Genomic DNA, 15,579 nt, shown 5'->3' with positions numbered 1-15,579 from the left:
CTGACCCGGGCCCGGGACCGGACCGCGGCGGTGACGGGCGAACTGCCGCGCTGGTACCGGCCCCCGTACGGGGTGCTGACGCCGGGCGCGGTGCGCGCTGGTGGCGGCGTGGCGGTCACCACCGTCGGACTGGCCGCCATGGTGCCCAACCCGGTCAGCCTCGCCGCGGCCGGCACGCTCGTCGCGGCGCTCCAACTTCAGGTCCGCGCGGTCGAGGAGCCCTACCTGGCCCGGGTGCACGGCGAGGCGTGGAGCGCGTACGCCGCCCGGGTCGGCCGGTTCCTCCCCGGGCTCGGACGGCAGCTGCATCGATCGAATCCGTAGCGGTCGACACGGTTCCCGTTGCGTCAAGTCGCTCACCCTCGACGAGTTCGACCAGTTCCTGAGTGAGCACGGTGACTACCCCGGGGTGCGGTGGGAACGGCTGCTGACCCGAGTCGTCCGCTGTGCCCAATTTTATGTTATTTGCCCCGCCACTCTCCCGCAGCCGCGATCGTTGCTCACGGTGTGCGTCGGACGGGACGGACAGCGCCACGGTGCCTGCCGGTCCCCACGCTGGAGGGAGCGCGGGCTCTGAACCGGATCGCAGGAATGATCATCGCCGCGGGGGGTGGCCGCCGGATCGGCGGCCCGGAGGCCCTGCTGCACCAGGGCGGCAAGCCGCTGGTCGACCAGATGATCGACACACTGACGGAGGCGGGCTGTGGGCAGATCGTGGTCGTCCTCGGTGCCGCGGCCGACCAGGTCCGCGCCACCGCCGACCTGGACCGCGCCACGGTGGTGGTGAACCGGGCGTGGGGTACCGGGGTCGGCTCGTCCATCCGCGCCGGTCTGGCCGGCGTCGACGACGAGGAGGTCGAGGCGGTGGTGGTGGTACCGGTCGACATGCCGGGGCTGACCGCTGCGGCGGTCCGCCGGGTGACCGCGCTGCCCTTCCCCGACGTGCTGGTCTGCGCCACCTACCACGGACTGCGCGGCTACCCGATGCTGTTCGGTCGCCGGCACTGGCCGGGGATCGCCACCCTGGCCAGCGCCGACGTCGGTGCCCGCCCCTACCTGCTGGCGCACAAGGACCAGATCGTCGACATCGCCTGCGACTCGGTGGCCGACGGCAACCGGGTCGACAGCCCCGAACTGATGGCCCTCTACGGCCTCTCCGTACCCGAACAGCGCGTCGGCGCCTGACCCCACCCCGCCCTGCTCTCGCCGATCATGGAGTTCTGGTCGCCGAAATGCACCCTGCTGTCCCTTGTGCCGGGACGGAAACTCCATGATCGACGAGGCTGGGCGGGCGGGCTAGGGGAGGCGGTTGGTGGTGGTCAGCCGGCGGTACCAGTGGGCGGAGTCTTTCCAGGTGCGGGCCTGGGTGTCGTAGTCGACGCGGATGATGCCGAAGCGGCGGTCGTAGCCGTACGCCCACTCGAAGTTGTCCAGCAGCGACCAGACGAAGTAGCCCCGCACGTCGGCACCGGCGGCCATCGCCGCGGCCGTGGCGGCGATGTGCCGGCGCAGGTAGTCGACCCGCCGGTCGTCGTGGATCGCGCCGTCGGGGGAGACCTCGTCCGGGAAGGCGGCGCCGTTCTCGGTGATCATCAGCGGCAGGTCGGGGTACTCCCGGTGCAGCCGCAGCAGCAACTCGGTCAGGCCGGCCGGCTCGATGTTCCAGCCCATCGCCGTGTACGGGCCGGGCTGGGGCAGGAACTCGACCTGCTCCGAGCCGACCCAGGCCGAGTGCGCCGAGCGACCGTGCCCGTCCGAGTCCGACTTGGGCGACGCGCCGTCCCAGGTGCGGACCAACGTGGTCGAGTAGTAGTTGACGCCGAGCATGTCCAGCGGCACGGCCGCGGTCCGCTCGTCGCCGTCGCGGACGAACGACCAGTCGGTGACCCCGGCGGTGTCGGCGAGCAGGTCCGCCGGGTAAGCCCCGTCCAGCATCGGCCCGAGGAACGCCCGGTTGGCCAGCGCGTCGATCCGGCGTACCGCGTCGGCGTCGGCCACCGAATCCGACGCCGGACGGATCACGTGCAGGTTCAACGTGACCGACAGCTGCGCGGCGGGTGCCAGGTCGCGGACCACCCGCCCGGCCAGGCCGTGCGCCAGGTTCAGATGGTGTACGGCGGCGAGTGCCGCCGCCGGTTCGGTGCGGCCCGGCGCGTGCACCCCGGAGGCGTAACCGAGGTACGCCGAGCACCACGGTTCGTTGAACGTCGTCCAGGTGTGCACCCGGTCGCCGAGCGCCCCGACGATCTTCGTCGCGTAGTCGGCGAAGCGTGATGCGGTGTCCCGCGCCGGCCAACCCCCGGCGTCCTCCAACTCCTGCGGCAGGTCCCAGTGGTAGAGCGTGGCCACCGGCCGGATGCCCAGTTCGAGCAGCCGGTCCACCAGCCGGGAGTAGAAGTCCACCCCGGCCTGGTTGACCGGCCCCGACCCGCCGGGCTGCACCCGTGGCCAGGCGATGGAGAACCGGTACGCGCCGAGCCCGAGCGCGGCCACCTGGTCGAGGTCGTCGGCCCAGCGGTGGTAGTGGTCGGCCGCCACGTCGCCGGTGTCCCCGTTCAGGGTGCGGCCCGGCGTGTGACTGTAGGTGTCCCAGATCGACGGTCCTCGGCCGTCCTCCTTGGCCGCGCCCTCGATCTGGTACGCCGCCGTCGCCGAACCCCAGACAAATCCCGGCGGAAATACGACGTCGTTCATTTCGTCACCTCCGTGACCTCGCAGCGGTATCCCGACGACTCGCCGGCCACCACCTCGGCGGTGGCCGTCCCGTCCTGGTAGTGCACGTCGAACTCGGTGCCCGGGCCGCCATCGGGCGACGGTATCCGGACCCGGGTCCGCTGGCCCGGCGCCGGAGCGAAGAGCCGCAACCGGACCCCGTCGGCCCACGGATAGTCGGGCCGGTCGGTGACCGAGCCGAACGGGATGACCGAGCCGGGCCGAGCCAACACCGGCAGGCTGTCGAAGCCGTGCTTCTCGGTCACCCAACCCGGCCCGGTGACCTGCCCGCCGGTCGTCAGATGCGTCCAGGCACCGGCCGGCACGTAGTAGGTCACCTGCCCGTCGGCGCTCATCACCGGCGCGACGAGCAGGTCCGGCCCGAGCATGTACTGCCGGTCGAGGTAGGCCGTGGTCGGGTCGTCCGGGAACTCCAGCACCATCGGTCGCATCACCGGTACGCCCTCGCGGTGCGCCTCCTCGGCCGCCGCCGCCAGGTACGGCATCAGGCTCAGCTTGAGCCGGGTGAACCGGCGCAGCACGTCGACCGCCTCGTCGTCGTACGCCCACGGCACCCGGTAGGAGCCGGAGCCGTGCAGCCGCGAGTGCGAGGAGAGCAGCCCGAAGGCGATCCACCGCTTGAACACCGCCGGGTCCGGGGTGCCCTCGAAGCCGCCGATGTCGTGGCTCCAGTAGCCGAACCCCGAGGCGGCCAGCGACAGCCCGCCGCGCAGCGACTCGGCCATCGCCACGAAGGTGGACTCGCAGTCGCCGCCCCAGTGCACCGGGAACTGCTGCCCACCGGCGGTCGCCGAGCGGGCGAAGACCACCGCCTCGCCCTCGCCGCGCTCCGCCGCCAGCAACTCGAACACGGTCTTGTTGTAGAGGTACGAGTAGTAGTTGTGCATCCGCTGCGGGTCGGAGCCGTCGTGCCAGACCACGTCGGTCGGGATGCGCTCGCCGAAGTCGGTCTTGAAGCAGTCGACCCCCATGTCGAGCAGGGTCTTGAGCTTGCCGGCGTACCAGGCGGCGGCTTCCGGGTTGGTGAAGTCGACAAGCGCCATGCCGGCCTGCCACTTGTCCCACTGCCAGATCGACCCGTCCGGGTTGCGGACCAGGTAACCGGCCTGCCGTCCCTCCTCGAACAGGTACGACCGCTGGGCGATGTACGGGTTGATCCAGACACACACCTTCAGGCCGCGCTCGTGCAGCCGGCGCAGCATCCCCTCCGGGTCGGGGAAGGTGGCCGGGTCCCAGATGAAGTCGACCCAGTGGAACTGGCGCATCCAGAAGCAGTCGAAGTGGAACACCGACAGCGGCAGGTCCCGCTCGGCCATCCCGTCGATGAACTCGGTCACCGTCTTCTCGTCGTACGAGGTGGTGAACGAGGTGGAGAGCCAGAGCCCGTACGACCAGGCGGGCACCCGGGCCGGGCGGCCGGTCAGCGCGGTGTACCGGCGCAGCACGTCCTTGAGGGTGGGGCCGTCGATCAGGTAGTAGGTGAGCGACTGCCCCGGCACGCTGAACTGGGTCTGTGAGACCACCTCGGAGCCCACCTCGAAGGAGACGTGCTCCGGGTGGTCGACGAAGACGCCGTACCCGGCGCTGCTCAGGTAGAACGGCACGTTCTTGTACGCCTGCTCGCTGGCCGTGCCGCCGTCGGCGTTCCAGATGTCGACGGTCTGGCCGTTCTTGACGTACGCCCCGAAGCGCTCGCCGAGCCCGTAGATCGTCTCACCGACGCCGAGGGCCAGCCGGTCGTGCACGTACTTGCCGCCCTCGGCGTCGGTGACCACGCCGATGCTGCGCTCGGTGGACGAGGTGACCAGCCGGTCGCCGCGCAGGAAGTCGACCCGCCAGGGGCCGGTCAGCGCGACCCGGACGGTCAACTCGCCGGTGGCCAACCGGGCGCTGAGCCCGGTCACCTCCACCTGCACCGGATGGTCGGTGCGCTCGGCGAGCCTGAAACGCGGCTGTTTGGGCAGCCCACCACTGTGGTGCCCGACGGTCACCCCGACCACGCCGGGGGCGGGGGAGAAGAAGCGTACGGTGACGACCGGCCGGTTGAGGGTGTCGCCGCGTCCGGTGATCTTTCCGATCGGCGCGAACACGGTGACCGCCCGCTCGTCCGGCTCGACCGACTCGACCGTGCCGGGACGCAGCACGGTGACGCCGGGACGCAGTTGCCAGTACCCGTCGGTGAACTTCACTTGTCGGCTCCTGCCGTGATGCCGCGCGCGAGGGTGCGCTGGAAGACGAGGAAGAACAGGATCGCCGGGAGCAGGCTGAGCAGTGACCCGGCGTTTGTGGTGGGGGCGTCCATCAGCCGGTCGCCCTGCAACGACGCGAGCGCGACCGGCACGGTCTGGGTCTGGTTGTCGATAAGCATGACCAGGGGGATGAGGAACTCGTTCCAGGTCCAGATGAAGAAGAACACCAGCAGCACCGAGATGGTGGGCCGGATGTTGGGCAGCACCACCCGCCACAGGATCCGCCACCTGCCGGCGCCGTCGAGCGCGGCGGCCTCCAGCAACGTTCTGGGGAACGTGCCGAGCACCGAGGCGAGCAGGTAGGTGCCGAAGGCGGCCTGGATGACGGTGAAGATGATGATCACCGCCAGCCGGGTGTTGTAGAGCCCGACCTCCTTGGCGAAGTGGTAGAGCGGATAGATCAACGCCTCCTGCGGCAGCATGTTGGCAAGCAGGAAGAGGCCGATGATCCAGAGCCGGCCGCGGACCCGGCCGATGCCGAGGGCGTACGCGCTGAGCAGCGACACCAGCACGGCGAGCACCGCGACCGAGCCGGAGATGACCATCGAGTTCCAGAGTTTGACCGGAAAGTCGACCTGTTCCCAGTACGTCCGCAGGCCCGTGGTGTAGAACTCGGTCGGCCAGCTCAGCGGGCCGTTTGTCGAGTAGTCACCGGGCGACTTGAAGGCGTTGAGCAGCATGAACGCGAACGGCACAAGCATGACCAGTGCGGCGGCGCCGACCAGGGCGAGCACGATCCACCGGCCGACCCCGCGCCGGTGCCGGTCGGCCGGTCGTCGGGTGACCCGGGGCGGGGTGGCGAGGGTGACGGCCATCAGAGTGCTCCGTCCCGTCGTTCGGCCCGGTTCTGCGCCCGGATGAACAGCACCGCCACCACCACGATGATCAAGGTCAGCACCATCGAGATGGCCGAGCCGTAGCCGACGTTCAGCCGCTTGAAGAAGGTGAAGTACGCGAAGTACGACGGCACGTTCGTGGCGTTCTCCGGCCCGCCCCGGGTCAGCGCGTAGATCGGGCCGAACACCTTCATCGCCGCGATCGTGCAGGTCAGGCCGACCACGAAGGTCTCCGGCCGGATCTGCGCCAGGGTGATCGCCCGGAACCGCCGCCACCAGCCGGCACCGTCGATCTCCGCCGCCTCGTACAGTTCCGGATTCACCCGTTCCAGGGCGGCCATGAAGACGACCACGGGATAGCCGATCTGCACCCAGATCATCACCGCCATCACCACCGGCAGCGCGGTGCCCGGATCGCCGAGCCAGTCGTGGCTGAGCGCGCCGAGCCCGATCGCGTCGAGCAACCCGTTGAGCGCGCCGTCCGGTCGCAGGATCCAGCCCCAGACGATGCCGGCCACCACGACCGGGAGCACCTGCGGCAGGTAGAACGCGGCCCGCAGCGCGGCGGCGGTGCGCGGGCGGAACCGGCGACCGATGGTGTCGAAGAGAACCGCGGCGAGCACCAACCCGACAAGGGTGGGCACCACCACCATCGCGACGATCATCGCGACGGTGTTGCGGAACGAGGTCCAGAAGACGTCGTCGGTGAGCAGGGTGCGGTAGTTCTCCAGGCCGATGAAGCTGGGCTCGCCCACGCCGGACCACCTGGTCAGCGAGAGGTAGCCGGTGTAGACCAGCGGGCCGCCGATGACGAGCAGGAAGAGCAGCGCGCCGGGCAGCAGATAGAGCCAGTAGGCGGCGTCGGGACGGCGGCGGTTCGTGGTGGCCGCCGGGGTCTTGGGTGACGTGGTCGTCGGCCGGCTGGCGGCGACGCTGTCAGGGACTGCCATCGTGGTCCTTCCACGCCTGGGGCGGGCGTACCGGCGCGCCGGTGGCGTCCGGTGGACGCCCACCCCAGGCCGCCGCTCAGTCGCGCTTGATCTCCGCGACGCCGTCCTGGTAGGGCTTGGCGATCGCGTCGAGGACCTGATCGGGCGTCTTGGACTGGTTGATCAGGCTCTGGAAACCGGAGACCAGTACGTCGTAGTAGCCGGGCACCGGCCAGTCCGGATAGAACGCCAGACCGTCCTGGGAACTGATGGCGTTGAAGTTCTCGATCAGCCGGCGGTCCTTGGCGTCGCTGATCGTGGCCGGGTCACCGGAGACCGGTACGCCGCCGTTGTTGCCGATCAACGCCTGGATCTCCGGACGCAGCGTGATGTCGATGAAGTCGTACGCCAGGTTCTTGGCCTTGCTGGTCTCCGGAACCACCCAGAGGTTGCCCGACGAGCCGGCGTGCAGGGTGTTGCCGGGGAAGAGGAAACTGTCCCAGTCGAATGTGATCTCGCTCTTGAACCGGCCGTACCACCAGCTGCCCGAGACGATCATCGGCGTCTTGCCGGAGATGAAGGCGGTACCCATGTCCTCGGCCTTCAGGCTGGCCGAGTCCTTGGCGAGGTAGCCCTTGCCGACCCACTCGGCGAAGGTCTCCGCGCCGTACCTGACCGGGTCGGCCTTGAAGTCCACCGGGTTGGCGTACAGCTGGTAGTCGTTGACGAAGCTGCGGTCGGCGCGGGAGAGCGCGAGCTGGTAGAAGAGCTGGCCGGCCGGATATTCGGCGCCGGCCATGCCCAGCGGCGTGACGCCCTTGGCGACGAAGGTGTCCATTGCCGAGGTGAACTCGGCGAGCGTGGTCGGGACGCGCACCCCGTGCTCGGCGAAGAGTTCCTTGTTGTAGTAGACCATCACGTACTCGCCGTAGTTGGGCACGCCGTACCAGTTGCCCGAGCCCATCACGCCGTTGTCGTACCGGGCGGTGGTCTGGAGGCTGGGGCTCAGCGCCGTGTCCCAACCCCGCTTGGTGGCCTCCTCGGTGAGGTCGGTGAGCAGGCCCTGCGAGGAGAGCAGGCCGGAGGTGGCGTTGCCCTTGTTGTACTCCATGATGTCCGGGCCCTCGGACGAGTTGATGATCATGCCGGCGTTCTGCTGGATCTGCTCGAACGCCTTGCGCTCGAAGCGCACCTCGACGCCCTCGTGTTCTTCCTTGAAGATCTCGATGGCCCGGTCCCAGGCGATCCCCATCGCGCTGTTCGCGCTCTCGTAGTGCCAGAGTTTGAGGACGTTGGCGTCACCACTGTCGTCGCCGTCGCCACAGGCGGCCAGGCCGGTCGCCGTGAGCGCGGCCACCATCGCCACCACGGCTACTCTGCGAAATCGTCGCATTGCTAGTCTCCCTGATGAGTATCGAGCCGGTACTCCGTGAGCCCGTCGTCGCGTGGCAGCGCGGCGACGGGCTGCTTTCAATGTCGGGGGCCGTCCGCCCCCGGATAACCAGCTGCCCCGCCCCCCGTACGTGGTGCTCCGCTGGATCCACGGACCTCCAAGGTGCAGGGCAGCAGCTGTTCGTGGATCTCGCCGTTGCCGGCGTCGACGTGCCGCAGCAGCGTCTCGATGGCGATCCGGCCCAGCGCCGAGCCGGGCGAGTTCATCGCGGTAAGCGCCGGGGTGGCCAACTCGGCGACCTGCGGCGAGGTGACCATCGAGACGACCGAGACGTCACCCGGCACGCGGCGACCCCGGGCGGTCAACTCCCCGAGCAGGCCGAAGACGGCGCTCTCGTTCATCGCCAGGATCGCGGTCAGGTCGGGTGCCTGGCGCAGGGCGGTGGCCAACGCCGCCCGGCCGCCGGCCGCGCTGTCCTCCGCCGGGATCATCAGCGGTTCCAGCCCGCGCTCGGCCATCGCGGCGGTGAACGCGTCGCGGGTACGCAGCGCCGGGCCGTAACCCTCGGCGATGGTGCCGGCCGAGTGGTTGACGTAGACGATCCGGCGGTGGCCGAGGCCCACCAGGTGACCGACCGCCGCCCGGACGGTCTGGTCGAAGTCGATGTCCACGTACGACAGGCCGGTGGTGTCGGCGGTGCGGCCGATCAACACGAACGGCACGCCCACCTCGCGCAGCACGTCGACCCGGGGGTCGTGCAGCTGCACCTCCATCAGCAGCGCGCCGTCGAACATGCGTTGGCTGGCCAACCGGCGCAACTCGTTGAGATCGCCGACCCCGATCGGGGAGAGCACCAGGTGGTAACCGGCAGTGCTGGCGGCCGCCGCCGCGCCGGTGACGAAGGCGGTCTCGGTGGCACCGAGCCCCCGCTCGTCCATCGGTAGCAGCAGCCCGAGGATCCGGCTGCGCCGGCTGGCCAGCCCGCGGGCCATGGCGTTGGGCTGGTAGTCCAGCTCGGCCATGGCGGCGAGGACCTTGTCCCGGGTGGCCTGGGAAATCGGGCGGGCACCGGTCAACACGTACGACACCGTGCTGACCGAGACTCGGGCGAGCCGCGCGACGTCGTGCATGGTGGCCATCGGCACCTCCCCCTCGCCGTCGTCCCGGGGTGCCAGTCGAAGCGCTTAGTCGAAACGCTTCGACTGGAAAACTAGGCCACCTGTTACAACCACGTCAATAGCCCATAACAAAACCACCCCACCCCCGCTCCCCGCCCCGCTCCCCGCCCCACCCCGCCCCGTTGATCTTGCACTTTCGGTCGCCGTAATGCCGGCTTGGGAGGCTTTTGTCCCGACGAAAAGTGCAAGATCGACGAAGCGTGGGGTGGGGTGGGGGTGAGGGTGGGGTGGGGGTGGGGTTAGAGGTCTTGGGTTAGTTTTTGGAGTACGGAGGGGGCGACCAGGCCCAGGGCGGACAGGACCGAGACGATGGTCAGGCCGGTGCGGACGAAGACGATCTCCACCCGGCCACCGGCGCGCAGCGCGATCTTGTCGGGCAAACTGATCGGCGTCCACATCCGGCGCTTGATCGGAATCGGCCAGAGGATCGGCACCCCGGCCCGGGTGATCATGTCGCCGATGATGTGCACGAAGGCGCCCACCCCGACCGCGAGGCCGATCATCGGATAGCCTCGATCGCCGGGCAGGTTGGCGGCGGTGAAGACGGCCGCGCCGGCCGAGACCAGGGTGACGATGAGCCAGCCGGCGCGCTCGGCCCACTTGTCGAACAGGCCGCGCAGGGCCAGGCCGATCATGAAGAAGAGGATGCCGATCACCGCCCACTTGCCGTAGTTGGCGCAAAGGGTGGTGGTGCCCCACCCGAGCAGCACGGTGAACGGGATGGTGTGGGTCAGTGTGCGGTGGCCGTTGTTGCGCTTCGGGTCGCGGCTCAGCTTGGTGGCGTAGTAGACGCCAAGCGAGATCTTCTCCACCACCTCGGCGATGAAGAGCGAGAAGACCCCGAACGTACGGGCCACCGTGGCGCCGCCCTTGTTGCGGGTCACCTTGCCGGACAGGTCGAGGTCGGGCAGCAGCGCGCCACCGGCGCAGACGGCCGTACCGACGGCCAGTGCCAGCGGCGACTGCTCGTAGTCGTAGAAGTGCTGTAGCGCCCAGGACCCGCTCAGCCATACCGCCGCGCCGGACAGCGCGTGCGACGGTCCCATCATCTCGGCTCGCCCTCCCCAGGGATCTTGAGCGCCAAAACTACGTCACTGTAGTTTGCGGCGGAGCGCAGGGGATGCCCGGGATCGTCCACAACGGACGGCACCGGGTTGTGGTCGGCGGAGCGCGGAGTTCGGGCCGGCTGTGCGTGGCCACCTGTACAAGCGTCGGGACGCCACGCTCACGGTGCCGGAGCGTCGGCCGACTGGTGACGCAGCACGGCGAGATAGGAATGGTGCTGACGGAGCAGGCCGCTGTCGTCCGGCTGGTGTGCTGGACGAAATGTGTGTTCCCCCGCCGTGATCGCAGAAAGTGCCAACGTGGTGCCGGCAAGCAGGAGCGCGAGGTCTGCGGGCGTGTAGCAGCGAAGCCGCTGGCTGATTTTCTCATCCGGGTGGGCGGCGTCCCACCAGGTGCCGGTCGCGGTGCACGTCACGGGGTCGAAGCTGACGCGGTGGAACAGCTCGTACTCGTACCCCAGGTCGCGGTTCGGCAGCTTGTGCTCCTCGTCGCCGTCCCACCGAGCCCAGACGAAGGGGTTGTAGACGTCGATCAGAGCGGTACCGCCCGGCCTCAGCCACCGGCTGGCGATCCTGTGGAGGAGCCTGCGCTGGTCGGCGTCGGACCCGACTCCGAAGCCGTCCCAGTAGCAGACGACATCGAACTGGCCCGACAACTCCACCGAGTAGAAATCGTCCTTGATGATGGTCAGGGACCCCGGGGCAACGTCAGCCCGCAGCGTGGCGGCGAAGTCCACCCGATCGCTGATGTCGACCGCCGTGACCGCATGACCAGCCCGCGCGGTCAGGGCAGCCGTGGTTCCGTAACCACTGCCCAGTTCCAACACCCGAGCCGGGCCGGCACCGGCGTGCTGATGGAGCAGCGACACGCGATTGTGATCGCCTTCGCCGATCCGCGCCTCGGCCGGACCCCACCACATTCCGGTCCGCGAATAGAAATCCCGTACCCACTGCACGGCCTTCACTCAACGCGAATGCGGCAAAGTCGGCAATGGGATTACCGATGTCGATGCGTCCGGGGTGCTGGTACGGGTGGGACACGTCGAGGTCGATGCCGGCGTCACCACCAGCGCTTGCGCGGCGGGCGGACGGTGATGTCGCCGAAGATGGCGCGGCAGCGCACCTCGATGACCGGGCCACCGGGGATGACCGGGCCGTTCAGCTTGGATTTCTTGCTGCCGAAGACAGCGCTGCCGGTGAGCCGGACGTCCGTACCCTCCGGCACCACGATCGTGACGTTGCCGAAGATCGCCTCCGCGTCGACGGTGATCGACTGCCGGGGCATCCGGGTCTCGTGCAGCTCGATGCGGCAGTCGCCGAAGATCGCGCGGGCGTCGATGTGCTCCGGCACCGGCCAGGCGCCCTTGCGTACCTCGTCGCCGAAGACGGCCAGCAGCTTCTCCGACGCCGGGGCGAGCGCACCGCCCGCAGATGCGGGTGAGCGGCCGGGCGCGCCCGGCAGGTCGGTGGTCAGCCGGGCCAGCTCGCCACGGGTCTGCGCGGCGTGGGCGGCACCGGCCCGCTCGGTGTACTCGTCGAGGGTGAGCCGGCCCTCGGCCGTGGCCTTGCCGAGCAGCTCCACGACCTCCTCCCGCTCCCGGTCGGAGACGCGCAGCCGGTCATCGTCGTTGTGCCGTTCCAACTCCACCTGCCCGAGCCTACTGGCGCTGCGCACCACGCCGGGAGCCAGCCAGCTGGGGCCGGCGGCGACGGCGACCACCCGGGGCCGGCAGTTCCACTGCCGGCCCCCGGGTCCACGCCCGTACGTGTGGTCGGCTGGTCAACAGGCGGCGCTGCTCAGTGCGAGGAGGTTGCCGTCCGGGATGGCGATCGGCCGGCGGGGCGCCGGTACGAAGTCGGTGGCGTGCAGCGTGCGCGTCGGCGCGTAGTCGCGGCGGGCGGTGGCGTACGTCTCGGCGGTGCGGGCGGCGATGGTGGCCCAGCCGTACCGCCGGCCGACCATGCTGCGGGCCTGACGGGCGACCCGGCGGGCGAAGACCTCGTCGCCGAGCAACTGGTCGACCGCGCCGGCCAGAGCCGGCGGGTCGCTGTGCGGGAAGGTGACCCCGGTGACGCCCGGCTCGACGATCTCGGCCAGGCCGCCGGTACGCGCCACGGCCAGCGGTGCGCCGGCCGCCGCCGCCTCCAGGGCCACCATGCCGAAGGGCTCGTAGAGGCTCGGTACGACTGTCGCGTCGGTGGCGCCGAGCACCGCCGGGAGCTGGGTGTTGTCGAGAAACCCGGTGAAGCGTACGGTGCCGCCGAGCCCGAGCTGGTGAATCCGCTCCTCCAACTCGCCCCGGTAGGGCCCGTCGCCGGCGATCAGCACCCGCAGCCCGGGGTGCCGGTCGCGCAGCTGCGGGACCGCGTCCACCAGGTGCTGCACACCCTTCTCGTAGACCAGCCGGCCGGCGTACCCGATCAGTGGACCGTCCCCGGCGAAGCGGGCGCGGGCCGAGGCGACCGCGCGCGGGCGGGCCCGCCAGGCCCGGTCGTCGACGCCGTTGGGTACCACGTCGACCCGGCCGCCGGGCACGTCGAAGAGCATGTTCACCTGCTCGCGCATGTAGCCGGAGCAGGCGATCAGCCGGGTCGAGGCGTTGCTCAGCCAGTGTTCGACACCGTGGATGGTGCGGTTCATCTCCTCGGGCAGCCAACCCTGGTGCCGGCCCGCTTCGGTGGCGTGCATGGTGGTCACCAGCGGCAGGTGCAGGTGCTCGGCGAGCGTGATCGCGGTGTGCGCGACCAGCCAGTCGTGCGCGTGGATGACGTCGTAGTCGCCGGTGTCGGCGGCGCGCAGGGCCGCCCGGGTCAGGGTGTGGTTGAACGCCATCGTCCAGGCCAGCAGCGAGCTGGTGGCCAGCGGGAAGGTGACCGGGTCCTCGGCGGCGCGGATGATCCGTACCCCGTCGCGGTGTTCCTCCAACGGCACGCCGTCGGCGTGCCGGGTGACGACGGTGACCTGGTGACCGGCGGCGGCCAGGGCGACGGAGAGGGCGTGCACGTGTCGGCCGAGACCGCCGACGAGGACGGGTGGGTACTCCCAGGACAGCAGCAGCACCCGCTGCGACCGTGCGGGGTTGATGTCGATCACGTCGGCGTTCGGTGACATACGCGCCCCCTTTGACTTGTCTCCGCGCAGCCGCCAGCCGGCCCGTGGCGGGCGGCGTTGGTATCGCGGGTGGATCGGGACCAATCCTTGTCGCACCTGGATAACCTGCGGAGACGTACCCGTTGCGGGGGTGTAAAGCGCTACCGGCGAGCGCGCAGCAGTTCCGCCACCGACCAGGCCTGGAAGGGGCAGCCGGTGGCGGTGTGCGGGGCGAGACCGTCGGCGGTCTCGCTCACCGAGCCGAGACCGTACTCGCCCAGATGCGCCTCCAGACCGACGAACAGCTCGTCGACAGGCAACCCGGCCCGGCGGCTGGCGTCGGCGTACGGGCCGATCAGCCAGGGCCAGACGGTGCCCTGGTGGTACGCGCTGTCCCGCTCGGCCGGACCGCCGCCGTGCCGGCCGATGAAGCCGGGGCAGTCGGGGGAGAGGCTGCGCGGGCCGAGCGGGGTGAGCAGCCCGGCACCGACCCGGCCCAGCGTCACCGGGTCCGGCTCCAGCGGTGCGAACGGCAGCGACCAGGCCAACAGCTGGTTGGGGCGGAGCAGGTCGTCGTCGTGGTAGGCCGCGCCGCCAAGCGGGTACGCCGGCGCGGGGGCGTCCACCACGTCGTGCAACCAGCCGCCCGGGGTGGGGAAGCGGTCCCGGAACGCCTTGGTCGCCCGCTCGTGCAGCCGGTGCAGCGCGTCGGCGTCCCGCCCGGCCAACTCGGCCAGCTCGGCGATCCCGGCCAGGCCGTTGATCCACAGCGCGTTCACCTCGACCGGCTTGCCGTGCCGGGGAGTGACCGGTACCCCGTAGACCCGGGCGTCCATCCAGGTCAGCGCGGCACCGGCGGCACCGGCGGTGAGCAGGCCGTCGGCCGGGTCGACGCCGATGCCGTACCGGGTGCCGGCCAGGTGGGCGTCGATCACCGCGTGCAGTGCCGGCAGCAGCTCGTCACCGAGGTCGGTGTCGCCGGTGACCGTGACGTGCCGGCTCACCGCGTGCAGGAACCACAGCGTGCCGTCCACGGTGTTGTACTCGACCCGGCCGGTGTCGGCGGTGTTGGCAAGCATTCCCTCCGACAGCGTCGCCGCGTACGAGCGCAGCAGCTCCCGGCCGAGGTCGGCCCGGCCGGTGCAGAGGAACAGCCCCTCGTAGGAGATCATCGTGTCCCGCGACCAGGCACCGAACCACGGGTAGCCGGCCACCACGTCCGGCCCGGTGGCGGTCTGCACCACGAACGCGTCGGCGGCCAACGCCAGGGTCGCCTGGACCGGATCGGTCGGCTTGGCCGCCGCCACCACCGCCCGGTTGCGCTGCCGGGCCGCCGCCACCACCTGCGCCGCCGGCGGCGGCTCCTGCGCCAGGTCGTCGGCCCAGGCCAGCACCGACACCGTGTCGCCGGGGCGGCGCAGGGTGTCCCGGAACTGGCCCGCGTACCACAGGTCCTCCTCCGGGTGCAGGCCGCGCGCCGCCTCCTCGCGGTAGTAGGCGCCCCGCCACCAGTGGCCGTGCGGCGTCCAGCCCGGCCCGGCCAGCCGGTACGCCCCCTCGATGATCGCGCCGCCGTCGACCGGGTCCATCCGCAGCGGCGGCCCGTCGGCCCGGCGCTCGCCGTGCGCGTCGCGCCAGGTGCCGGCGGCAGCCAGTTCCAGCTCCACCGGACCGCCGCTGACCAGCCGGTGCAACACCGCCACGCAGGAGCGGCCGGGCAGCATCGCCAGCTCCCGCTCGATCACCACGTCGCCGATGCGCCACCGCCAGCGGGGCAGCCCGTCGGTCAGGTCGAAGCGCTCCAGCAGCTCGAAGCCGCGCGGGTCGACATCGCCGGAGACCCACTCGTGCGCGCCGAGGCGTACCCGGGCCCCGGAGGGCAGCAGCACCGCCGGGTCGAGGCTGGCGAGTGCCACCTTGCGGGCGGCCGGGGTTTCGCCCGGCACCACCAGCAGCCCGTGGTAGCGGCGGGTGCGCAACCCGCCGACGGTGCCCATGGCGTAGCCGCCGCGGCCGTCGGGCACCAGCCATTCCCGACCGGCGGCGCTGGTCAGCTCGCCACAGACCTGGGAACCGAAGCGAATCTCACTCAACTTTCCTCCACCG

At 70.6% G+C, this 15,579-nt stretch carries 12 protein-coding genes and 1 pseudogene; 2 read left to right on the top strand and 11 right to left on the bottom strand.

The window, feature by feature from the left end; genetic code table 11:
* Positions 1 to 6: 6 nt before the first annotated feature.
* A pseudogene (locus QQG74_RS22070) lies at positions 7 to 93 on the top strand (polysaccharide deacetylase family protein); the annotation flags it as partial.
* Between the two features lie 498 nt (positions 94 to 591).
* Entirely contained in the window at positions 592 to 1,185 is a 594-nt protein-coding gene (locus QQG74_RS22065) for an NTP transferase domain-containing protein (protein ID WP_341716658.1), read from the top strand.
* A 111-nt stretch (positions 1,186 to 1,296) separates the two neighbouring features.
* On the opposite strand, the gene QQG74_RS22060 is transcribed toward QQG74_RS22065, so the two are convergent.
* The 11 genes from QQG74_RS22060 to QQG74_RS22010 form a co-directional block, all read right to left on the bottom strand.
* Entirely contained in the window at positions 1,297 to 2,694 is a 1,398-nt protein-coding gene (locus QQG74_RS22060; protein WP_341716657.1) for a GH1 family beta-glucosidase, read from the bottom strand.
* Positions 2,691 to 4,922: an alpha-xylosidase gene (gene yicI, locus QQG74_RS22055; RefSeq protein WP_341716656.1), complete on the bottom strand. Its 2,232-nt coding sequence runs from the start codon at positions 4,920 to 4,922 to the stop codon at positions 2,691 to 2,693. The genes QQG74_RS22060 and yicI overlap by 4 nt, the downstream gene beginning before the upstream one ends.
* Positions 4,919 to 5,797 (bottom strand): carbohydrate ABC transporter permease, encoded by an 879-nt coding sequence (locus QQG74_RS22050; protein WP_341716655.1) that lies wholly within the window; start codon positions 5,795 to 5,797, stop codon positions 4,919 to 4,921. The genes yicI and QQG74_RS22050 overlap by 4 nt, the downstream gene beginning before the upstream one ends.
* Positions 5,797 to 6,768, bottom strand: coding sequence for a sugar ABC transporter permease (locus QQG74_RS22045; RefSeq protein WP_341716654.1), 972 nt, complete (start codon positions 6,766 to 6,768; stop codon positions 5,797 to 5,799). The genes QQG74_RS22050 and QQG74_RS22045 overlap by 1 nt, the downstream gene beginning before the upstream one ends.
* Positions 6,769 to 6,844: 76 nt before the next feature.
* Entirely contained in the window at positions 6,845 to 8,140 is a 1,296-nt protein-coding gene (locus QQG74_RS22040) for an extracellular solute-binding protein (RefSeq protein ID WP_341716653.1), read from the bottom strand.
* A 77-nt stretch (positions 8,141 to 8,217) separates the two neighbouring features.
* Positions 8,218 to 9,279: a LacI family DNA-binding transcriptional regulator gene (locus tag QQG74_RS22035; RefSeq protein WP_341716652.1), complete on the bottom strand. Its 1,062-nt coding sequence runs from the start codon at positions 9,277 to 9,279 to the stop codon at positions 8,218 to 8,220.
* A gap of 278 nt (positions 9,280 to 9,557) precedes the next feature.
* Entirely contained in the window at positions 9,558 to 10,367 is an 810-nt protein-coding gene (locus QQG74_RS22030; RefSeq protein WP_341716651.1) for a metal-dependent hydrolase, read from the bottom strand.
* Between the two features lie 176 nt (positions 10,368 to 10,543).
* A complete protein-coding gene (locus QQG74_RS22025; protein WP_341716650.1) occupies positions 10,544 to 11,347 on the bottom strand; it encodes a class I SAM-dependent methyltransferase in 804 nt (267 codons plus the stop codon).
* Between the two features lie 95 nt (positions 11,348 to 11,442).
* On the bottom strand, positions 11,443 to 12,102 hold the full coding sequence (locus QQG74_RS22020) for a DUF1707 domain-containing protein (RefSeq protein WP_341716649.1): 660 nt from the start codon (positions 12,100 to 12,102) through the stop codon (positions 11,443 to 11,445).
* A gap of 60 nt (positions 12,103 to 12,162) precedes the next feature.
* Complete coding sequence (locus tag QQG74_RS22015) at positions 12,163 to 13,494, bottom strand: glycosyltransferase family 4 protein (protein ID WP_341716648.1); 1,332 nt, start codon at positions 13,492 to 13,494, stop codon at positions 12,163 to 12,165.
* 140 nt (positions 13,495 to 13,634) lie between these two features.
* Positions 13,635 to 15,566: an amylo-alpha-1,6-glucosidase gene (locus tag QQG74_RS22010; RefSeq protein ID WP_341716647.1), complete on the bottom strand. Its 1,932-nt coding sequence runs from the start codon at positions 15,564 to 15,566 to the stop codon at positions 13,635 to 13,637.
* Between the last annotated feature and the right edge of the window lie 13 nt (positions 15,567 to 15,579).

Source organism: Micromonospora sp. FIMYZ51 (assembly GCF_038246755.1).
Lineage (GTDB): Bacteria > Actinomycetota > Actinomycetes > Mycobacteriales > Micromonosporaceae > Micromonospora.
This window is presented reverse-complemented; position numbering and strand designations above follow the sequence as displayed.